This is a genomic window from Acetomicrobium sp. S15 = DSM 107314, from assembly GCF_016125955.1.
Classification (GTDB): domain Bacteria; phylum Synergistota; class Synergistia; order Synergistales; family Thermosynergistaceae; genus Thermosynergistes; species Thermosynergistes pyruvativorans.
On the sequence record NZ_JADEVE010000184.1, the window covers coordinates 1 to 22,372 of the forward strand.

Annotated in this window: 15 protein-coding genes and 1 CRISPR repeat array; of the genes, 4 read left to right on the plus strand and 11 right to left on the minus strand. The window is 46.3% G+C overall.

Features of this window, described 5'->3' with window-relative positions:
- Positions 1 to 3 precede the first annotated feature (3 nt).
- Positions 4 to 2,701: direct repeats of the CRISPR family, unit length 30 nt; unit sequence GTTTCAATTCCTCATAGGTAGGCTAAAAAC.
- A 158-nt stretch (positions 2,702 to 2,859) separates the two neighbouring features.
- The 8 genes from cas2 to cas6 all read right to left on the minus strand — a co-directional run bounded on the left by cas2 (position 2,860) and on the right by cas6 (position 10,825).
- Entirely contained in the window at positions 2,860 to 3,123 is a 264-nt protein-coding gene (cas2, locus tag EZM41_RS04725; RefSeq protein ID WP_198469989.1) for a CRISPR-associated endonuclease Cas2, read from the minus strand.
- Positions 3,124 to 3,125: 2 nt separating this feature from the next.
- Positions 3,126 to 4,124 carry a type I-B CRISPR-associated endonuclease Cas1b gene (gene cas1b, locus EZM41_RS04730; RefSeq protein WP_198469990.1) on the minus strand — a complete coding sequence of 333 codons (999 nt, stop codon included), beginning with the start codon at positions 4,122 to 4,124 and terminating at the stop codon, positions 3,126 to 3,128.
- Positions 4,125 to 4,128: 4 nt separating this feature from the next.
- Positions 4,129 to 4,680: a CRISPR-associated protein Cas4 gene (gene cas4, locus EZM41_RS04735; RefSeq protein WP_198469991.1), complete on the minus strand. Its 552-nt coding sequence runs from the start codon at positions 4,678 to 4,680 to the stop codon at positions 4,129 to 4,131.
- 2 nt (positions 4,681 to 4,682) lie between these two features.
- Entirely contained in the window at positions 4,683 to 6,890 is a 2,208-nt protein-coding gene (cas3, locus tag EZM41_RS04740; RefSeq protein WP_198469992.1) for a CRISPR-associated helicase Cas3', read from the minus strand.
- Entirely contained in the window at positions 6,875 to 7,576 is a 702-nt protein-coding gene (gene cas5, locus EZM41_RS04745; protein WP_232619081.1) for a CRISPR-associated protein Cas5, read from the minus strand. Before cas5 ends, cas3 begins: the two co-directional genes overlap by 16 nt.
- On the minus strand, positions 7,573 to 8,487 hold the full coding sequence (gene cas7i / locus EZM41_RS04750; RefSeq protein ID WP_198469994.1) for a type I-B CRISPR-associated protein Cas7/Cst2/DevR: 915 nt from the start codon (positions 8,485 to 8,487) through the stop codon (positions 7,573 to 7,575). The genes cas5 and cas7i overlap by 4 nt, the downstream gene beginning before the upstream one ends.
- A gap of 2 nt (positions 8,488 to 8,489) precedes the next feature.
- Entirely contained in the window at positions 8,490 to 10,010 is a 1,521-nt protein-coding gene (locus tag EZM41_RS04755) for a hypothetical protein (RefSeq protein WP_198469995.1), read from the minus strand.
- 71 nt (positions 10,011 to 10,081) lie between these two features.
- The gene (cas6, locus tag EZM41_RS04760; protein WP_198469996.1) at positions 10,082 to 10,825 is read right to left on the minus strand and encodes a CRISPR-associated endoribonuclease Cas6; all 744 of its coding nucleotides are present in this window, start codon (positions 10,823 to 10,825) and stop codon (positions 10,082 to 10,084) included.
- 347 nt (positions 10,826 to 11,172) lie between these two features.
- On the opposite strand from cas6, the gene EZM41_RS04765 reads away from it, so the two are divergent.
- Positions 11,173 to 11,970 carry a thermonuclease family protein gene (locus tag EZM41_RS04765; protein WP_198469997.1) on the plus strand — a complete coding sequence of 266 codons (798 nt, stop codon included), beginning with the start codon at positions 11,173 to 11,175 and terminating at the stop codon, positions 11,968 to 11,970.
- A gap of 134 nt (positions 11,971 to 12,104) precedes the next feature.
- Entirely contained in the window at positions 12,105 to 15,329 is a 3,225-nt protein-coding gene (locus tag EZM41_RS14320; RefSeq protein WP_198469998.1) for an AsmA-like C-terminal region-containing protein, read from the plus strand.
- Here the strand turns inward: EZM41_RS14320 and larC are convergent.
- From larC to EZM41_RS04785, 3 genes are all read right to left on the minus strand, one after another.
- A complete protein-coding gene (larC, locus tag EZM41_RS04775; protein WP_198469999.1) occupies positions 15,320 to 16,444 on the minus strand; it encodes a nickel insertion protein in 1,125 nt (374 codons plus the stop codon). The two genes, EZM41_RS14320 and larC, sit on opposite strands and share 10 nt — an antisense overlap.
- A 5-nt stretch (positions 16,445 to 16,449) precedes the next feature.
- Positions 16,450 to 17,304 carry an ATP-dependent sacrificial sulfur transferase LarE gene (gene larE / locus EZM41_RS04780; protein ID WP_198470000.1) on the minus strand — a complete coding sequence of 285 codons (855 nt, stop codon included), beginning with the start codon at positions 17,302 to 17,304 and terminating at the stop codon, positions 16,450 to 16,452.
- Between the two features lie 324 nt (positions 17,305 to 17,628).
- Positions 17,629 to 18,081: a hypothetical protein gene (locus EZM41_RS04785; protein ID WP_198470001.1), complete on the minus strand. Its 453-nt coding sequence runs from the start codon at positions 18,079 to 18,081 to the stop codon at positions 17,629 to 17,631.
- On the opposite strand from EZM41_RS04785, the gene EZM41_RS04790 reads away from it, so the two are divergent.
- Positions 18,073 to 20,886: a hypothetical protein gene (locus tag EZM41_RS04790; protein ID WP_198470002.1), complete on the plus strand. Its 2,814-nt coding sequence runs from the start codon at positions 18,073 to 18,075 to the stop codon at positions 20,884 to 20,886. The two genes, EZM41_RS04785 and EZM41_RS04790, sit on opposite strands and share 9 nt — an antisense overlap.
- A gap of 50 nt (positions 20,887 to 20,936) precedes the next feature.
- On the plus strand, positions 20,937 to 22,109 hold the full coding sequence (locus EZM41_RS04795) for a MalY/PatB family protein (protein WP_198470003.1): 1,173 nt from the start codon (positions 20,937 to 20,939) through the stop codon (positions 22,107 to 22,109).
- Positions 22,110 to 22,372 lie beyond the last annotated feature (263 nt).

Here is a 22,372-nt window from a genome sequence, read left to right on the forward strand (position 1 = left end):
AAAGTTTCACTTCCTCATATGTAGGATAAAAACAGATGATTATATATTGTGTGTGTTTTTTAAGAAAGAAGAGTTTCAATTCCTCATAGGTAGGCTAAAACCGACGAAGGAAAGAGAAGTGGAATTGTGGGAGTTGTAGTTTCAATTCCTCATAGGTAGGCTAAAAACAGTATGTTGAGGGACGATGTAGAGCTTTTGAAACATTGTTTCAATTCCTCATAGGTAGGCTAAAAACCAGAGGATAAATGGTTGCTTTGGGAGTGGTCTCAAGTTTCAATTCCTCATAGGTAGGCTAAAAACTTGGCATAGACCATATTGAGAATATGTTGTCTTGTTTTGTTTCAATTCCTCATAGGTAGGCTAAAAACAGTTTCCTTCTGCGTTCAGCCACTTTCGCCAATCTTGTTTCAATTCCTCATAGGTAGGCTAAAAACTTTATACTAATGATGAATATTCTATTACAGTTGCAGTTTCAATTCCTCATAGGTAGGCTAAAAACTAGGGACATAAGCGAATTGCCCACACCTAACTTCAGACGTTTCAATTCCTCATAGGTAGGCTAAAAACATAACCCTATCGGGAGGCTCGTATTCCCAAGATCCCAAGTTTCAATTCCTCATAGGTAGGCTAAAAACGGAAAAATGATAGTTTGAAAGATGAACAACTTAATGAAGTTTCAATTCCTCATAGGTAGGCTAAAAACTGCCTCCTATTCGATGCCTAAAGCAGCTCTAACTTGTTTCAATTCCTCATAGGTAGGCTAAAAACATCTATTCGCCAACTTTGGAATGGGTGAGATGTGCCGTTTCAATTCCTCATAGGTAGGCTAAAAACGCGATCTATTTTAAAGCGAATAGAATTTTACTATAAAAAGTTTCAATTCCTCATAGGTAGGCTAAAAACGTAGTCCACGCTTGTAGCATCAACACTCCGGCTCTAGTTTCAATTCCTCATAGGTAGGCTAAAAACGCTGGTAACATCCTCCACGGCCTTGAGATTAAAACTGCGTTTCAATTCCTCATAGGTAGGCTAAAAACCGAGAAACGATGAGCTTATAGCCCAGCTTATCCAAAGTTTCAATTCCTCATAGGTAGGCTAAAAACGAAAAGTTATTTGAGACCATTGCTATATAGTATTAAAAGTTTCAATTCCTCATAGGTAGGCTAAAAACCGATCACAGAGATCGTGTTTTCACCCGCTCCATAGAGTTTCAATTCCTCATAGGTAGGCTAAAAACCTGCTCATCTGCGAGCTACCCCATTTTAGCAAATAGTTTCAATTCCTCATAGGTAGGCTAAAAACTTAATGTCGTCTCCCCACTTTAGCCATGCCGCTACACGTTTCAATTCCTCATAGGTAGGCTAAAAACTCCTCTAATTATGTTAAGAATTTTTGCTCGTTCAGCTGTTTCAATTCCTCATAGGTAGGCTAAAAACCAAAATATGCAGGACCAATAGGTGATGATGGTAATTAGTTTCAATTCCTCATAGGTAGGCTAAAAACAAGGATGGGCGCATTCCTCATTGATTCCTCTAATTAGTTTCAATTCCTCATAGGTAGGCTAAAAACCATGGAGCGACCAAGACTCCCTGTCGTATCCCACGCGTTTCAATTCCTCATAGGTAGGCTAAAAACCTGGGCCTACATCATGGCGGCATAATAACACATTTAGTTTCAATTCCTCATAGGTAGGCTAAAAACTATGTTGCAGGCAGCGATAGCACCTATAATATTAAAGTTTCAATTCCTCATAGGTAGGCTAAAAACAGATTGTCTGCAAAGTATTTCAAAATACCTTCGTCGCGTTTCAATTCCTCATAGGTAGGCTAAAAACTATCTAAAGCGTCTTTTGGCGGCTCTCGTTTTTCAAGTTTCAATTCCTCATAGGTAGGCTAAAAACACTTTTAGGTGATGACTGTGTTGAGATTGCACCGCCTGTTTCAATTCCTCATAGGTAGGCTAAAAACATCGGCCCAAAGGTAAAAGTCCATCGGTATCAGAAGTTTCAATTCCTCATAGGTAGGCTAAAAACGTGGCAGGGATCACTTGATAGGGGTAGAATCGTTGGTTTCAATTCCTCATAGGTAGGCTAAAAACCAGTTGAAAAGATTGCAAAAGAGTTATTGATGAAACAAGTTTCAATTCCTCATAGGTAGGCTAAAAACGGATATGCAGAAGCTACGTCATAGTCGTAGAAAATCCCGTTTCAATTCCTCATAGGTAGGCTAAAAACACCTGATTCCTTACAAGAACTCAAAAACAGGCAAGTTTGGTTTCAATTCCTCATAGGTAGGCTAAAAACACTAACAGTGCAAGCTGCTCCCGCTACAACAACATTGGTTTCAATTCCTCATAGGTAGGCTAAAAACTTGGCACTAAACGCCTATCTTGGTGCGGAGGTGAGCAGTTTCAATTCCTCATAGGTAGGCTAAAAACAAGCCAAGGCATGGCGGATCAAGGAGGGCATTTATAGTTTCAATTCCTCATAGGTAGGCTAAAAACTTTAATGATGCAGCGATTGCTGAAAACACTAAGGACTGTTTCAATTCCTCATAGGTAGGCTAAAAACCATAGCCTGAGACTGCTCTTCCCAGCGCTTCTGCTGTTTCAATTCCTCATAGGTAGGCTAAAAACCGTATTGGTCTTTTACAATATATTGCTGAATGTCTTAGTTTCAATTCCTCATAGGTAGGCTAAAAACCAATTCCGTATCCGATGGCTACAGAAATTATAACTTACATGGGTGTGGAAGTCAAGCGCTTTTTCAAGTTGAAGGATAGTGATAATTACTGAGTTTAGAGGTCATCGGGAGCTTTGTCGATCCCCAGGCATTTTTACACTACCAGGGGTCGACAAAAATTATATCATCGTGGTTTGACCGCCTTTGTTTAGGCCTAAGGTTTGCCTTTCGAGATATTGTTCTCGGCGCGATATATAAAAGACAACAGAGTCCTGCTCATCGTTGATTATTTTGTGTAGATCTGCTTTAAGTCTGGCAAGTTGTGCCTTGGTGAGCTCGCCCTCTAAGAGGGAGTTTTGAACCCAATTTAGATACCGTCTTCCTACGTGCAGGACCTTTGTAACGCGTTCTACGTTAACGTCATAAGCCATAATTACAAACATATTTACCACCTTGAAGCATAAGGCTCATAAGGCTTATCTCCTAAAAGGTGTTTTTCAATTTTGTACAGATCAAGCCTTATTAAGCTGCGATAAGAGACTTTTCGCTTTAAAGGGGGATAGTCAATGGTTGTTTTTAGCTTGTTTTCCCATTCTTCTATAAATGTTTGCCGTCCTGACTCAGAGAGAAATACCCCTTCAACACCGGTAGAGAAGTCCTTTGCCTTCAGTTGGTTTTTATTTATTAAGGAGAATATCAATCTGTCGACAAAGATGGGCTTAAACACTTCTGCCACATCCAAATTTAGGCTAAAACGCCTAAAATTGGTAGAGTGCAAAAAACCGATTCTGGGATCTAAGTGCGTTCTGTAGATCTCACTTAAAACGGTAACGTAAAGCAGAGAATTTCCGAAGCTAATCAGGGCATTAAGACGATTCTGCGGAGGCCTTCGCGTCCTTTTGGCGAAGGAAAAATCTTCACTGTCCGTAATGATATCAAAGGCACTGTAGTAAATTTCACGAGCGTTGCCTTCGATTGCCATCAGCGCCTCAGGCGAGTCCTGGGTTTCGACAGCAGAGCTAATGTGACTTAACTCTTCCAGCGTAGTTGAAAGCTCTTCGGCTCCTCTTCTTATATAATATTCTAAAACTTTATTCATATTATTGATGGCACCATAGACGAATTTTTTCGCTAAATCCATCCGTTTTAATATATCTAAATAATATTCTGCCTGTTTTAATATTAAATAACCTGAATTATAATATTCCCTCGGATAAAACGAGCCAATATAGTAACCATAATGGTTAAAGAAATGCAGAGTGATTTCGTTTTGGGTTAGGAACTCAAGTAACCGTTTATTAAAGTCGAGTTCGCCAAATACATGGATATCGGCTATTGTTTCGACCGGCATATACCGCTTTTTGCCATCGCCATCCTTGAAAACTAATGTGTTCTGCTGCCTTTCGAGGGTTCCACTTGAAAATATGTATATAGGTTTTCTCATATTCCTACCCCCAACAGAACTCCGCGTAAGCACAAGGGCGGCATATACCAGACCATTCGACAATGGGCGGACTTGGAGGCTCGATTAATTGCGCTATATTCTGTAGGGCTGCTTTAACTTCTCCTTCTTTTTCCTCGGTTAATATCACGTCTTCTTTTCTTTTCTGTCGCGGGAAGCGCAATTCACCGACCAGTCCATCAAAACCCTTGCGCTTTAGGTAGTAAAGGTAATACAGCACTTGCAGCCTTGAAGCTTCTATCATTTTGCTCGAATATTTTACTTCAAGAATTTTGCCGCTTTCTTCTAAAACATCTATTTTGATTAAAGAATCAATCAGCATCTCGCGTTTCTTCAAACGTGGGTAACTTGTTTCGTGAAGGAGGGCACCTAAAGCGACCTTGTCGCTCGATTTTTCTAATTCTACCCGATGAGAGTAAAGCCAAAGTTTTCTATGGCATATTACATAGTAGTACACTTGGGTGCCAGTGTAGAGGAATTGCTCCTCGTTATAAAATTCAATTTCATTACCTTGTTGCGGTTCTTTTTGCTGTTCCATGATTATATAAATATGTCCTTTAGACTATGCGTTTTAGACATATCATCTTGATCTTCCTCCAAATAAGGCGGCAGCAGGCCAATCTCGCTATTATAAGGAAGGTCAGCAACGGGATGTTGAATGTCTTTACATGGAGGGAATCGATCGCTAAATTGATAGATCCACCAAATTGGCACTGGCGTTAGGTATTCTACTATACGCCAAGCCTCGCCTATTTCATAAAGATGATATACATCTTGTAAAAACGCCGCAGGTATTACATCAACAGATATCTGGCCTCGACGAGTGATGAATTTGTCGCGCATATTTTCATCCGATAAATCTATTGTGTAACATCCTAAGATGTTTTGAACTTCCTCCAATGTTTGAGCCCCTTCGTTAAATTCCTTGTTCCAACTTTCTAAAGCCATAATGTGAGAATAAAGTCTATCGGTGGCATTGGCCAAATCCTGGTCGGTTGGTGATGCAGGTAGCTCTTTTAAAATTTCAAGGCTATAGTCAAGTATTTCTTTGCCATAAACATGCTTAGAGTTTTCGGAGTATTTACAACACACAATTACTGGAGTTTGAGGTTGGTCGCCACTTCGGTTAACCCGACCCATGCGTTGGACTAATGCGTCAATTGGAGCTATTTCGGTTAAAAGCATATCATAGGAAATATCTAAACTAACTTCGACTATTTGAGTGGCGATAAAAATGGTACCTGGCTTGGGGTCTTTTACTTTTTCTTCTTTTTCTTGTCTGTCCCTAAAGGTGAAACGAGCATGCAGTAAATGGCATTTATCCCAATTTAACTCGTTTTTCAATGTTTGATAAAGCATTTGGGCTTCGCGAATAGTATTAACCACTATTAGGACCCTTTTGCCGCTAGTAGCGAAAGATAAAGCTCTTCCTAAAACATTTTGCAGCAAGTCATCTTCAAGGTGTAATCGATGACGAGTCCGTTGCCATAGGTTGTGTTCGGCCTCTATTAACGTTCCTTTGGGGAATAGCTTTAATAACGACGGCGGGAGTGTGGCGCTGGCTATCGCAAAGCGAGCAGGTGCATCTGTTTTAAGCGCTTTCACAAGAAGCCCCAACGTATAAGGTTCATAAGCATGAATCTCGTCCAAAACGACCGTAGCTTGTTTAGCAAAGCATCTGCGCTCTTCCCAATGGCGCCCGTTAAGGTGCGCGAACAGGTACTGGTCGAGGGTTGCTACAGTTACGGGTTTGGCGAATACAGAACCGAACAAGCGCATTTCTAAGGGGTCTTCATCACTTTCATTGCGAAGCATGTAGTTAGCTCGCTCATGCGCCAGTGCTACATAGTCATCGCCATAGATACATTGCAGGCGCTTCCACATGGCATTGACAGTAGCCTGGGTGGGTAGCAAATAGATTAAACGCTCAGCGTCGTTTGCCCATAGCAAAAGTGCTTCGGTTTTACCTGTACCTGTGGGGGCTCGAAGTTGAATATTATCATTATAGCTATCTTCTGCTTGTCGTTGGAAGTTTCGTAATGGGAATTGACTTGTAAAGGATTTGACTATCTGCTTGCCACTATTCAAAAACAATACAGAAGCATCATGCTTACCTGCCGAGGCTAACCAATCTGCAAGATGCAACACTGACTTTACTTGGGCAAAATCATGAGCTGGCAAAACTTGCAATAGGCCTCTTATGCTGTATTTCAACTGTCCCTTAGCATGAATTACACAATCGAGAATGGTAGCAGGCGAGCTATCCTTATTAAGTAATGGTTGTGTAAATTGTAAAAATTGTTCTACACCTGGTAGCCCATTTACTTCGTAAGATTCAAGTAAATTCCATAGATCTCCTAAAAATATTTTTAGATTAGGATGATATCCTGGAGCTTCAAAACCTCTATAAAGTTCAGGCCCTAAAGGGGAATGATGAGTTAAGACAGATGCTGTTGCCGTTAATTCGTAGCTGTCCCAACGATAATAATTGTTCATCATGCCTTCAGCTGCTAATATAAGCGGAAAAGAAGCCAGAGCATGGGGATAGGCTTTTCTTTTTTTACGACGTATATATTCCTGAAAGTCTATTGTTGCCTTTCCTATGTCGTGTAACGCGCAAGCAAGTAAAGCTTTCAGGCGTAAACGACTATTTAGCTTCATACGGTTAGCAAGGTCATTGCCTAAATGCATTACATCTGTTGAATGCCTTAAAAGAGACATGTCAGGTTTAGCTAGCAGTTCATCCATACGAAGTTTCTCCCTTGATATTTTAGGGCTTGCATTTCCGGTATTTCCATTTTTAACTGAAAAGGCAAAAAACTTAAAACGGCATAATTTTGTGGATGGCGCAACCTTTTATTGTCAACACTAAAATTCAAAGGAAGTTCAGCGATTATGGGTGGTTCAAATTGTATCCCTGGTTCAAGCATCGGATAAATCTGCATTTTTCTTACATCACCCGCTATTACTGTACCGTAAAATATAGGTTCACCCGGAGAGGCTTCATCTATTGTTATATTTTCTACTAATATCAACTCGTCTTCTCGCCCAAGCGATAAGGGATAGGCAGGGTTTTGAAAAGCTTGATATAAGTTTGTAAGTAGCTGTTCATCAGCGTTATAGATGATCGTATAAAATACGCCAAACAAAAGTTCACGCATGTAAGGAGAGCGTTCCATTTTCATATCTTTAATTTTCAACAATGTCCACATATCACTAGCACGGCCCGGTTCTTGATCCATCCAGACTGAAACTTTTACATCATTTAAAAGACTATTTTTTGCCCAAAGCTCGCGATCTGAGAGTCCCAATGCAGAACCAGCAAGACCAATGAGAGTAGTAGGAGGAGGTAAGGTCAGTGTACGTTGATAGTTGTGATCTAAAGGTCGTCGGAAAGAAACAACTGGCGACTGAACTTTCAAGCAAAGTATCATTTCCACAAGTCTTCCACCTCTTTTTTGGCCTTTTGAAGGGCCTCATGCACAGACACAACTCCTCCATAATTTTTAAGGCAGTCTCTGATTTCAAGCTCATTATCAAAAACACCCGGTTCTAATCCGAATATTGTGCTCTTGCGATACGTTTCAAACTTATATAGTGCATTTAAGAGGGGCTCTAATTCCAGGACATATTTATTATTTTCATATTGAGCACTTAGGGCTTCAAGGAAAACTGGATGTTTGACGTTAAGTCTGCTGTATGCGATAAATTTTGGCGAAAGATCCGTAAGCATCCTGGCAGTTCGTCCTCCGCCCCACAATATATTCAGAGCCTCCAATAAATCTTGTAACCTTTTTCTGCGGTCAGGGATAGGAAGTTCTTTTTGTTCTTTTTCTTTGATCTCTAAAGTAGGGAATACACCTATTCTGTCGAGCTCAACCAAAATCGTACCTTTAAATAGATTTGCATATAATTCCGTTTCAAATATATTGCCTCCCGCCGACATTGCTTGCCCAAAACGCTCAAACGACCTAGTTCCAAGATCGCGATCACCTTGAAAAGGGAATAACCCCACTGCCGCAGATACCCTTACAGGTGAAGTCCGACGATATCCTTTGGGGTCTAGATAACCAAAGAAATCTTCATCTACATACTCCCAGGGACGAATAGGCGGGGTCACTTGCTGTCCACTAACCTCGGCAAAGGGCTCTGATAGGGCATGCCCCAGTTCAGCCAATCGATCTCTCAACATTCGGCGTATAGCTTGCCCAGAAATATAGGGTATTGTGCTGCCATCAGGAAGGGTTACTTTTTTAGTGACTATGACGTTACCCTCTGTATAGGAGGCGTTCACGTTTGCTGCTGAAACTTTGATCAAATAACCTATAGCAATCGCCTTGCACATGTTTACTCCTCCTTTTCTGAAGTTGCAGAATCTTTTTCTTGTTTAGCATTTTCTCTCAAATAGCTATTCATTGCATAAATTGCAAGTAAGGTTTTGACTCTTACCCAAGGCACACCGGAGATACGTTCTCCTTTTTCAATGCGAAGCAGAGCTTCCGGGATGGTCATTTCTAAGCGAAATTGTGCATCATTTAATACACGATAAAATTCTTCTGGTTTTTTCGCGTTGCGTAAAGCATAAAGCAGGCCCATTTCACTATGTTCTTTTGCTGCCTTTCCTAGTGCATAACCGAACCCGGCAAGGGTTCGTTGAAACTGCTCATCCATATCAAGCACCTCCCTGAGATAGACATTAAACATATCTAAAGTCCCCATTACCAAAGGTTTTGTGGGGTTTTCCTTAGCACGTACGTCAAAAATGAATGTTTCCAGAAACGGAAATGGATCTGTAAAATGAAGTATTGCCCAAGCAATCTTATCACGCCATAGTGTTTCTTCTTTTTTATTCTCTTGTCGAGACACGAACTGTCGGAATATCCATGCTATTTGTTGGGGTGGATTATTTATTTCTTTTCGTTCAAGCTCATTTACCCATTTTTCATAAATTCGATAAACGAAATGAAGTTTTGTAAATTCTTTTAACTTCATAAAAAAATGCTGCCCCATTATACCTGTAACTGCATAAAGCGTAATAGGTTGGGGTGGGAGGAAAGACATGGAATCTACTTTAAACAAGGAAACCAAGCATTTGTTCGTCTCTTCGGGAACATCCTGAGGATCTGAAATGTATGAAAAAAGCGAAAGCAACAGTCCAAGGGTTGTTTCATGGATATACAGTCCCCAGAAAGGCAAACGAGGAGTATTGCCGCTCTTATCCCCTTCTATTCTTAAAGGCACAAATACCTCACGATGAAGTCTTTCCATTGTTCTAAGATCAGAGTGAAAGATAAAAAAGTGAAGCACACTCCTTTGAGCCTTTCCTTGGCCCTTTCTTTGGACCTTCCAAAGCCATCCTATGTAACCCGCCAGTCCAGCCAATGCACAACGAGCACAAAACTTAAAACCTTGTTTTGAACCTGAATAGAAGTTCCCAAACTTAGATGGTTCTACTATGAAAGGGAATATCCACATCTTAGCGTCTGTAACAGGAGCCTTTGTTCCACAGATATCGCAAACCCCGGGTGTTTTACTTAAGCTTAAATTAAGGTCAAAAACAGGCGGTTGAGTGGGATAAGTTTCTCCGTCGATTTCAACTTTTTCATCAGATTTTCCTGACACTCTAATAAATTGGTTCGTTGGATATTTCCAATTAACCTTTTCGTACTCCACGATTTCTTTCTTTTTTTGATCGAAATATTTAGTTTTTCCACCAGTTTTTAGCACTAATTTTTCCGTTAGTTTTTCTAGAATATAATCTGAATCATAATCACCCTCTCCAAATTCACAATACAGGGTAACTAACCCGTTATCTATCCAGAAATTACCAGTGGGACTAGATAAATTGATAGACACGCTGTGACTCATTATATCCACCTGCTTTAACTATGACATTTAGTTTCTAATGTTTTTGGTTTTCAAAAAACATCCCGCTTAAATCAAACTGTCTTAATCATCCCAAACCCCTGACTGTTTTTAGCTCCCAAACCGGCATCATAGGCGAGGTAGAAGAAGTCTTCTGGCAGGTCTAATTCATAGACTCCTGTCCAACCTTTGATCACGGTGTCGCGATATTTCACAATTCTTAAGTCTTGTTTGCCTACGCGAATCGGTTTAATCCGTGCCCCTTTTAAGTATTCTGGGTTTTTGGGGCCTAAACCCAGTGCCTGACTTTTTCGCCACAGATTTGTGAGGACTTGGATTTCCCAATCTTGTTCTGTTGGGCTGTAGTAATAAGTCTTTTTGCGCCCATCACCCATTGTCAGAGTGCTATAGACCGTAATGGGCGAAAGCGCTTTGAATTTTATTGGTCGAGCTAACTTTGGCCTTTCTTCTACTTCTATTCGTATAAGTTCACATAGGTTACCTTCTAATTGCATTTGCCCTTCCACGAGGAGATGTTTTACCATCGATTCTAAAAGGTTTTCATGGACTGAAGATATATATATTTTGGCAGGGCCCGTAAACTCAATGTTTTTGTCATTCATCATGTATCTTCCGGTTATGCGGCTAAAGGTGAAGAAACGGAACTGTCGTTTCTCAAAAGGCGTACCTTCGTTGTGGAGGTGGTCTGAAATAGCTCGATCGATGTGGTTGTAGATAAAACCTTGTATTATGCTATTATAGTGAATGGGGAGTATAAGCTTCCCCGCTGTAGGAGCAAATTCTAACGCTATCCTCATATTTTCTTTATCACCTCCCAGATAAAGCACGCCATTTTTGCGAAAACGCGCTTAGTCGGAGCATCAAAGACTCCGAAGACTTTACTGCAACCTCGACACTTATGACCACCTATGCCTTTGTGTCGTTCGGCCACCTCAGGCAAAACATGAGCAGGCTGTAGAAAAATCATAACATCGTAGTAGAATGAAAGCAATAGTTCGACGGTTTTTTGTCGGTTTTGATGAAACCGAGCGGCAGTTGATGGCGCTTAGCGGTGCATGTCGTCGCAGGTGTCCAAAACATGGCGGTAGATGAGGTTTGATGTAACATAAGGAGACATCGAGCCACAGCAATGGGAGTGGTTTTTATGAAGAAGTATTTAACCTTGGCGGTGCTGCTTTTTGCCCTCATATCGGCACAATGTGGGCATGCTGAGCTTCTTTATGGCACCGTAAAAGAAGTAGTAGATGGCGACACGGTAAAGGTAGAGCTTGCTTCAGGTGCTGTGGAGACGGTGCGGTATCTTTTGATCGATACTCCCGAACTTCACCACCCCAAGCGCGGGGAGGAGGAGTTAGGGAAAGAGGCATACTTGGCCAACAGGGCGCTTGTGCAGGGCAGGCGGGTGGCCCTTGAGCTCGACCAAGTGACAAAAGACAGATACGGGCGCTTGCTGGCTTATGTGTGGCTCGAGACGCCGTCGGGAAGGGAGTTGGTCAACGCCGTTTTGGTGGAGAGGGGATTGGCCCTTCCTTACGTATTCCCCCCAAACGAGCGATATCTGCCTCTCATACGCGAGGCTGCTTCGAGGGCGCAACGTCGGGAAAAGGGCCTGTGGGGCAGGGCAAAATGGAGGTTTTTTACGCCCGAACAGATGTGGGCCGAATTGCCGTACCTTGCCGGATTTTTCGTCACCTTGAGGGTAAAGCCGGAGGAGATAGTGCACAGCGGCAGTCGATACTTATTGGTCCAGGGTAAAGGCAGGAGCGTCGTTGTGGTCTATAAAGACAATCTGCACCTCTTTCCTTCCCTGGACGAGCTGAAAGGGCGCCCTTTTAGGATAGTAGGCAAGGTTACGGCGGGATACAGAGGGGCCGAGGTCGTGTTGAACGACCCGCTTCAGATAATGGCCGTCCAGAGACCCGCCGAATTGGCGCAGATGTAACAAAAGTGTAAATTTTTGCGATTTATCCACAATTGGCTCCACTTATCCACATCCCAGGCTAAATCCATAAAGCTACCGACCTCTTCGCCAGGCGGCAGGGTATAATAAAAAGGTAAATTTAGGAGGTGAACGGCGTGGATAAGAAGAAGTTATCCAAGTGGATTTTGATATGCGCCGGCATCGTCGTAGCCGTTTTGGCGATAGGGTTCATCGTGCTTTTAAACAGCGACATAGGAAGCGAGCAGGTTGCCAAAGAGTTGGAGTCAGCCGGCCAGGCGATCAACGGCGATATATCGGTTTCGTCGGTCCGCGGAAATCCTATAGTAGGCTATTCGATAGAGGGACTTTCTCTCACCTCCCCTGTGGGGCTTGACCTCTCGGCCGAGAAGATCAACTTAAACCTGGACCTCTCGGGCCTGCTGAAAGGAAAGGTTGCGCTGAGTTCCGTCAACCTAAAAAGGGTAGCAGTCGACATAAAGGACCCTGCGAGATTGAAGGAACTTTTCCCGGCAGGGCCGGGAGGGGAGCTCGTTCTGCCCGAGCTCGAGATCAATGTCAGCGATATCGCGGTAACGATACCTCAGGTCAGTTTTGCCATATCGCAGGGGAAAGCCAATCTCTCCCCTTCCGCCGTTGACTTTAGCTTCAAAGGGAAGGTTTCGGATATAGAGGTCGAGGAGGAGGGAAGGGTCAGGATAGACAAAGGCACCATCGTTTTAGAAAAAGACACAGTGAGGATGGGCGGAGCCGTGCTTGAGGCCTCGGGAAAGCTCTATCCGGAGCTCGATCTTTCTGGAAAGCTCGAAGGGCTCGATCTCGTCAGATTGACGGCACTTTGGCCGGCCTCCCAAAAACTGGGCGTAGAGGGAAAGCTATCCGGCGCCTTTACCGCTCGAGGCCCGTTGAGTGCTCCTTCGATCGAGGGAGAATTGGCCGTAAGCGGCGGCAAGATATACGGGACCGCCATCGATAAGGCCACTGGCAAGTGGCGCTTTGCCGAGGGCAAGCTGTACGTAGAGCCCATCGAGGGGAAAGTCCTTGGCGCATCGGTAGGCGGGTCGCTTGCCTTGACGCTCGAGAATTTGCAGACTAAGTTGACACTAAATGCAGAAGGGTTTGATCTCGCTCAAGCGCGGCAGATATTTCCTAAACTCCCGCCCGTGGAGGGAAAGGTAGAGAAGGCCACGCTCTCGCTGGCCGGGTCTCTCTTAACGCCCACTGGAGAGGTGAAGGTTTCAATCCCTTCCCTGAAGGTCGCGGGCATTCCGGTCGAGTCCATTGAAGCGACGGCTGGGCTTTCTTCTAAAAAAGAGATTTCCTTAAGCAGTAAGGGGCTCTTTATGGGTTCTCAGGCCACGGCCACGGGCAAGGTGTTTTTGGAGGAAGAACCGCGCATAAACGTCTCCCTTGCGGCACCGGGCTTGTCGCTAAAAAAGGTGACCAGCTACTTCCCTCAAACTCAAAAACTTAATATCGACGGCAACGCGGAGGTCAAGCTCACGGCGGAGGGAAAAGCATTCGCCCCGAACCTGAGCGGTACGCTGCGTTCCGATAGCGTAACCGTGCAGGGGGTGGCGCTTCGCTCCATAGATGCCTCGTTTGCGTTAGAGGGCGATTCTTTCGTCGTCAATTCGGCATCAGCTAAGTTGTACGACGGAACGCTTTCTGCCTCCGGACGCATCGAAAGCCTGCTCAAGGAACCGGTGCTTGCTCTACAGGGCGATGGCAAGGGTTTGCCTGTGGAGGCCGCAAGGTCTTTTGTGCCTGCCATTCCAGAAGGCGTTGCGGGTAAGGTCGATGTGGAGTGGAAAGCGTCGGGCAAGCTCGCTTCTCCGAGCATCGAGGCGACCGCGCGGTCTTCGGCACTCAACTTATATAAGGGCATGAGCCTCAAGGCTTTGGAGGCGCAATTCGCCTACGCTCCTCAAAAATTGGAGATCTCAAAAGCCAAGGCCTCTCTGTTGGACGGCAGCCTTGAGGCTGCGGGTGCGGTCTCTTTGGCCGATGGGGGTGCCCTCGACGTTAAAGGCTCGTTCAAAGAGGTCTCCTTGGGGGCTCTGCCCTTCGAGGCGCAGCTTCCGTTAGAGGGGCGCCTTTCGGGGACGTTCCAGTTGAGCGGCGCGCTGACTGCACCCGCGCTTCAGGCAGAGGCGCAGGTGCCCCATCTGACGGCGGGGCCGGTCTCGCTGGAGAACATCCAGGTTGCGCTCAAGGGAAGCCCAACCCATTTTGCCACGGAGAAGTTGACCGCATCGCTCGGCGGCGCTCCTATCGTCGGGAAGGTGGAGGCCAAAAGCGAAGAGGGCAAGTGGAAGGCCAATTTTGAGGCCTCTGGCGAGGGCATAAATGCAGCTAAGTTTTTGTCCGAAGGATATGCTGGTTTAGTTGAAGGGACCTTGAACTTCAACTTCAACGGAGAATATGGCGGAAGCCTCAAGGGGACCGGGCGGATCACGTCGCCCGAACTGACCGTCCGCGGAGCAAGGCTCAACGACGTCGAGCTCCCTGTAGCCTTGGACGGCGAGAAGCTTTCGCTGGGCGAGGGGAACGCCCTCCTATACGGTGGTAAATTGACTGCGGGCGTAGCGCTATGGTTGGAGGGGTTGGAATGGCAGGCCAAGGTGCACGCCGAGGGCGTAGATATGGAGCCGCTCCTGAAAGAGGTCGTAGCCCTTGAGGGGAGAGTAACCGGCAAGGCCTCGCTCGATTTGGAGGCAAAGGGCAAGGGTGCGAACACGAAAAACCTATCCGGGCAAGGGAAATTCCAGGCCAAAGACGGCGAAATAGCTGACTTTAAGGCCGTCAAGGCTGCAGCCGCCATCGCCGGGCGTAAAAGCATACCTTACAGCACTGCAGCGGTTAACTTCGTCATGGACGGGGTTTCCGTGTATATAATGCCGGGAAGCCACATGACGGCTCCAGCGGGCGACCCGCTTTACCGCTATGTGAACATAGACGGAAGCGTGTTCTACACCAAGAGGCTGGAGCTTCACGGCATGGCCGAGGTGAATTTACAAGTTTTAAATGCTTTTGTCGGTGCTGTGAAGGGGGTTGCTACGGGCGGAGCATCGATTCAAGAGGCGCTTCAAGGGCTTTTGGGCGGCATAATGCCCGGCTCTTCGACGGGGGATTTTCGGGAGGTCTCTTTCGACATCGCCGGCACGTTCGACTCTCCAAAACTCATGAGCCTGCAAGTCCAAAGAAAGCCTACAGAGCAGCAACCCACGGGGACCACAGATGACAAGCAACAACTCAAGCTCGATATACCCGTGGGGAGCGGAACAGAATCGGGCAACAGCACGGGAGATCAACTGAAGAAGCAGATCCTTCAGCAGATATTCAAGAGCATTCAGGACTGAGCGCTATCGGTGTTTTTGGGAGGGTATTTCAGGGCCTTTATGTCCTCGAACTCGACTTTCTCTTTCACCAGGTCCCCCAAGCGGGAAACCTTCACTCGTACGAAAGGTCCGCCCTCCCAAAGCCTCTTTTGCTCGATATTGCGCTCCATCCTCATTCTTGAAACGGGCCAGTAGCGGACGCCTATCGTCGTCGTATCCTCCAGGATACACCTGAGCGCCGCATCGAGCTCTGCGTACGTAGCCAATGCCCTGAGAACGAATAGAGGACGGCCTTTTTTGCCCAAACCCTGGAGGAGGTGGGCCTCGAGCGTCGACTCTTGGAGGCGTTCGAGGGCAAGGGCGATCTCTTCGCCTGTGATGTCGTCGAGCGTGGCCTCGAGCATATAAACCTCTTCGAGGCTTTCATCTCTTGTTTTTATGGCCCTTATGGGCGTAGTGTAGCGTGGGTCGAAAGAGGCGCCATAGGAAGTTCGCTGCGGAACTATCGAAGGTAGGGCACGGACGAAGCGCGCCCCTGTAGCTAACATCACGCATCCGAGCGGGGAAGTTCCCACACCGTGACGGTTGCTGCCGAGAAGGGGGATGTTTCTCTCGGCGGCGATGGCGAAGATGACCGAATTCGCCAAAAACGTATCACCGTCTGGAGCTCCGGAAACGCACAAGGGCGTCGAAAGCGCCTCTTCTTTCATCTCTGAGAGCAAGACGAAAAAAGTCAGGGCCGAGGCGATCCTCGAAACCTCTCCTTCTATCCCTAAAGGAGTTTCGTCCACAGGCGTGCCGCTCAGCGATGCGCGGCAACGCGCGACCAATTCGACAGCGGAGAGTGCCCTTTCTAAGGCTTCCCTCGGAGCAGAGGCAGCATCGGCAACTTTTTCGAGCCAAGACTTCGCTTCGTCCAGCGATCTATGTCTATGGTGCGATGCACGGGAAACGCAAGGGCAAACCTTGAGGGATGTCATGCCGTCCCGCGCAACGCTTTCAATGGAGAAAGAAAGGCCCTCCGTCCAGTTGCCGTCGGTCAGGCGCTTTGAAGCCGCTTCGCCCGATATCGATACGAGGCTCGAAAGGAGTCTGCCTTCGTCAACGCCTGAAGTGTGTGCCTCAAATATTATCATCGCAGTTAACCTTTGAAATTTTGGCTGTCGGGCAACTGGCGGCTCTCTTTTTGTATGGAGCGGTTGAGCTTGCCGCCGACATGCCCTTCGAGGTCCATCGCCACGAAAGAAAAGCCAAAACCCCTCAAGAGACTTGCGATATCGCGCCGCAGTGACCATGCCCTGTCCATCTCTGTTGGACTTACCTCCGCCACGGCGAGCCCGTGGGGGAAACACCTCACTCTAAACTCTGAAAAGCCCATTTCGTGCAGGCTTTTCTCTGCGGCTTCCACCATCTTTAGCAGCTCGGCCGAGAGTGGAAAGCCGTATGGGAAGCGAGATGCGAGGCACGGCGAGCTGGGGCGGTTCCAGCATTCCAACCCCATGGCTTTGGCTGCGCTCCTTATTTCGGCTTTGGAAAAGCCCACCTCGGCCAGCGGATGCCGCACGCCGGCTTCGTCCGCAGCCCTTAGGCCCGGCCTGTAGTCGTTTAAGTCGTCGGCGTTTGCGCCGTCGCAAAAAGCTCCATCCCACCCAGTTTCTTCAGCCCATGCCAGGGCCAACTCTTGGCGGTGCTTCCTGCAGTAGTAACAGCGATCCGGCCCGTTTGCCCTGACTTCGTCAACGTCAAATTCGTTTGAGTCGATGATGTAATGCTCCATTTTTGCAAGCTGAGCCCACTTTGCGGCTTCTTCGGCCTCTTCTGCCGGGGCGAGGGATGAGCGAAAAGTGATAGCGACGGCGTTACCGCCCAAGGTTCGCCGCGATACCTCGGCCAAGAATGTGCTGTCTACTCCGCCGGAGAGTAGTATTGCCACTTTGCCCATCGATGCGATATGATTTTTTAGTCTCTCTACTTTATCCGCCAAATTCCTCTCCAAATTGTGCACCCCTTTTGTAATTATAGGCGAAAGCGCAATCTTGCCTCTATAATAAAAGCGGCTGCGCGAAAAAATCCAGCCGGGGGGATGGCCTTGAGGATAAAAGCCCCGCCGCTTAAGGCGTATTTTATAGCGATGATTGCTGTGGCATGCAGCGCCTTTGCCCTTGGCGGTTTTCTTTGGCTCGGTGAGCGCAATCTGGGGACAGGCTTGGTGCGCTCGCAGCTTTATGGTGCCCTCGCTTCTGTCTGCGGGAACTCTGCCGAAGTGGGTGAGGTGACGGGGAACTTCCTCATCGGCTACAGAGTCAACGGCCTGCGCATATCAGGTCCGGATGGGGAGGCTTTCTCGGCCGAGCGTGCTCGGATCAGGATAGATTTGTTTTCGATCTTGAGAGGAAAACCTGCTGCGAAAGAGCTCATAATAGCTGGATGCGCTGTCGACCCAATAAGACTGGGTTCCCTCCTTAAGTTGGGGAAAAGCGGTGGTGGGACTCCACCCGTCGAGCAACTCCATTTTCGAGATGTCGCCGTCAGCTATCCGATGGGCGAGATCTTTTTTGAAGACGCCCTCCTGGCTCTCCGGGATGACGGCGTAGATGCCGTTATGGAAGGAAAAATAAACGGCCTGGACTTTCAGGGGAAGCTCTTTGTTAAAGGCCACACTTCTGGCACGGGCGCAAGCCTCGAGAGGTTTTCGCTCAAGCTCGCCTCTGGAGGGAAGGTCGCTCTTTCGGGGGATCTTCTTCCCGAGTTGGACTTGGTTGGCTTGGCTCAAGACATAACCCACGAGGCCTTGCTTTCTCTCTTTCCTCAGCTTGCGGCGGTAGGTCCTCATGGCGTGCTCGATATGGAACTCCGCATTGCCGGTTCGCCAAGGCAAGCGACGGTGGAGGGAAAAATCACTAGCGCCAGTGGGCGCATCGCCGGTTTTCCCATAGAAAGCGCAAAGGCCTCATGGCAGCTTGTCGGTCGGTCGCTGCGCTTTTTTGATCTCGACGCTTCTGTTTTTGGGTCGCGCCTCTTGGGTGAGATGTCTTTTGACCTATCGACAAGGCCGGTTGTCATAGAGGTGAAGCTCTCTGGTGAGGGTTTAGATATAGATAAGTGGAAGGCGCGATTCAGCTGGCTTTCTTTCGCAAAAGGTGTAGCCAACTCGTTCGAAGCCGATTTGTCTGGAGCGTTGTGGGCACTTTCAGGTGATGTCAAGGTCAATGCCAAGTCCTTAGACCTTGCCGGTTATAAAATAGACGAACTCAAGGCAGATCTTTATTTAACTGAAGGAAAGAAAGTTAAAGTAAAAGGAGACGGCAAATGGCTGGGTGCGCCATTAAAAACCCAGGGTGTTGTGGCTATTATCAATGGTAAAACTAATTTAGACCTCGAAGTAACGCTTAAAGGATTTTCACTTAATGGACTGGCTAAGCGCTTTGATGCGTTATCTCCTATTTCACCTGAGGGACTTGTAGATTCATCGCTCCGCCTTAAGGGCTTTCTTCCGAATGTGGCTGTTGAGGGTAGCGCGCGCTCAAGCGTCATAAGGATTTTTGGCGAACGCTTGGAGCAATTTGACGTTTCTTTCGAGTTGCTTAATGGAAATTTATCGATTAAGAGCCTATCTGCGCGATGGAACGGAGCTAGTGTATCTGCAAGTGGTGCATTTAAAGAGCTTCCTTCAGGTAATCCTTTATTTCAAATGCAAGGCAAAGTGTCGCGCCTTTCTGTAGCGGCGCTAAAAAGCAAATTTAAAATTCCAGAGGGGATATCTGGAGAATTCGATGCTTCTTGGAGCCTTTCCGGAAGTTCCAAAAGCCCTCTTTTTCGAGTTAATGCCGTTTCTAAGGGGGTCTTGACCCCCTTAGGTGTGCTTAAAGATACTAATATTGTTGTTAATTACGAAGGCGCTAAGGCGTTTTTGGATTTAAAGGGCAAAATATTTGGAGGAAGCGTGAATTTAAGCGGGCAGATATTGCCAGACGTCGCCGTTGAAGGTGCTGCTAAAGGGATCGATTTAAGAATGGCCGGTGAAGCGTTTTCCCTGCCCTTGAATGGGGTAGCAAACGGGCAATTTAAGGCTTTTGGCGCCTTATCTAAGGTTCAGTGGAACTTAGAGCTTGAGACTGAGGAATCCTTTATTGGCCCAGCGGCGGTTGATATGGCTAAAATTTCTTTCTTTAATAAAGATAAGGAACTTAGCGTGAAAGTTGATGCTAACATGCTCGGTGGAAGTGCAAATATGGCTGGTCTTATTTTGCTTTCCGAGAAAAAGATTGCCCTTGAAGGCAATTTTTCGGATGTCGGAGTTGATTCAAAGTCCGGTTTTCCTTTTAATGGAACGCTTTCTGGTAAGATTGCCGTTGGCGGTGCAATTGCTTCGCCTGAAGTTAGGCTTGAAGGAAATTCTTCTGAACTTGGCATTAGAGGGTTTTACCTTTCTGACGCGACGTTTGCCCTTGTTATGAGGGGAAAGAGCGCTACTATAGAAATGATCAAAGGGCGCTTAGGGGAATCTCCCTTTGAGGCCTCAGGAACAGTTGTATTTAAAGAAAAAGGAGCTTTAAACCTTTCCTTAAACGCTAAAAGAGTAAGTGTGGCATCAATTTTAAAAGATAAAAGTGGCTTGTTTCGCGGTGAGGCAGATGTTTCGATTTTCTTGCGAAATAAAGGACATAATGCTTTTAGTGGCAGCGGTAGATTTTATTCAAAAGAGCTTTCCATGGGTTATTTTTCTATTTACGATGTTGATATCCCATTTTCTATTAGTGGAAGCGAAATAGTCGTAAAAGGCGGCAAAGGGTTATTATATGATGGAGAAAGCAGCATTAATGGCTCATTTGATATAACAAAGCGAGTTTTCAAAGCTACATTTGAGGCAAAGGGGTTAGATTTAAAAGCAGCGCTTGCCGAGGCACTTCGCTCAAAAGGTTCGATCTCTGGCAAGGCTAATCTTTCGCTCAGTGTAGAAGGCAGTGTCGCCGGAAGGTTGTTTTTAAGAGGCATAGGTCAGCTTAATGCCACGAATGGTGAGCTTTATAAATCTCTATCTATAACTTTTGCCTTCGATAACGGAGGCCTTTACATATTTCCTGGCAGCAGGGCGTCGGCTCCGGTTAACAGCCCTCTATATCGCTACATAACGGCAGACGGAAGTATTACTAAAGAAGCGGTAGACCTTAACTGCTATGGCAACATTAACATAAAGGCTTTAAATGCCCTTGTAGGCGCACTTAAAGAGTTGTCTCAGTTAGCTCAAAGTAGCCAGCAGTTATCTCAAGAAAGTTTGGCAGGAATCCTTGCCGGCTTTTTTGGCGGCATTACGACGAAAGAGTTCCAGGAGGTTTCTTTCCACCTTGGTGGGAGGCCAGATAAGCCATATCTCCATAATTTGCAAGTATATAAGCCTACATCTACTTCGCCTCTACCTTATTCTTCTATGGGGCCCGATAGAAAAGGTTATGACGATACGGACAAGATCGAAATCACCCTGAACTTTCCCCAAGGAGGAGGCGGTAGCGGAGACCAGGTTACAGGGCAGCTCTTGGAACAGCTTCTTAAGCAATTGCTAAAGCCGAAGGAGCCGTAGGCAGATTGCGAGCCATAAAAATTTGGAATAAAAGAGTGGGAGGAGTCAGATTGAAATACAATTTTGATAAAGCGATCAACCGCAAAAATACTGGATGCAAGAAGTGGGACGGTCTCAAAACTTGGTATGGCGAAGACGACTTGATACCTATGTGGATAGCGGACATGGACTTCGAGTCTCCTCCATGTGTAGTAGAGGCGATTGAGAGGCGGGCTGCCCACGGGGTGTATGGCTACCCGATAAGAGAAGATTCTTTCTACGAGGCAGTCACAGGCTGGATGAAACGCCACCACGGCTTTTCTGTAGACCCGAGTTGGGTCGTTCCATCCCCAGGTGTGGTGCCGGCGCTTGCCTTTGCTATTTTAGCCTTTACAAATCCAGGCGACAAAATAATAGTTCAAAGTCCAATATATCCGCCTTTTTTCTCCGTTATAGCGGACAACGGGAGACAAGTGCTCGTTAATCGCCTAAGGCTTGAGGGTGGCAAATATGCCATGGACTTTGACGACCTTGAAAGGTCTATTGACTCGCGCACCAGGATGATCTTATTGTGCAACCCCCATAATCCAGTGGGGAGGGTCTGGAAAGAGAAAGAACTGTCAAAACTTGGGGAAATATGTCTGAAGCACAACATAACTATCGTTTCTGATGAAATTCATTCAGACGTCATTTATCGAGGAAATAAACACATCCCCGTAGCCACCCTTTCTCCGCAGTTGCTTGAAAGTTCTATTACATGTATGGCTCCGAGCAAGACGTTCAACATACCCGGTTTGGCCACCGCGATAAACATTATTCCAAACGAAAAAATGAGGCAGGATTTTCAAAACGTCATCGAAGGCTTACATCTTGCGACAGGCAATGTTTTTGGGATCGTGGCGTTGGAAGCGGCGTATAACAGAGGAGAGGAGTGGCTTAAAGAGCTCATCGACTATCTTGAAAATAACATTAACTTTTTGTCTTCTTTCCTCAAAAAGCGAATCCCCCAAATAAAACTGATAGAACCGGAAGGCATGTTTGTTGTGTGGCTCGATTGTAGGGAACTCCCGATCGAAAGCGCGCACCTGAAGGACTTTTTCGCGAAAGAAGCTAAAGTAGCCTTAAACGACGGGATTACCTTTGGCCCGGGCGGCGAAGGTTTCATGCGCATGAACGTAGGATGCCCCCGAAGCACCTTGGAAGAAGGGCTTTTGAGGATCGAAAAAGCCGTCAAAAGCCTTTAACGATAAGCCACCCTTAGGGGGGCGCCCTGCTCCGTCCCTAAGGGTGCGCTTGCCATGCAAAATTTTTGCCTCTTGGTTGGACCTCACCTCAGCATAGCGGGCATAGAGGCCTCGAAAAGTTGTTACATAAATCTTGAGGAGCTATGCTATAATACAAAGCAAAAGGCTCACGCGCTATTTGAAATGCTATCTGATAATCTATGCAAACAAAGTTTATACACGCAATATATGCCATCGCAATTTTACTGGTCAATCTTGTTTTA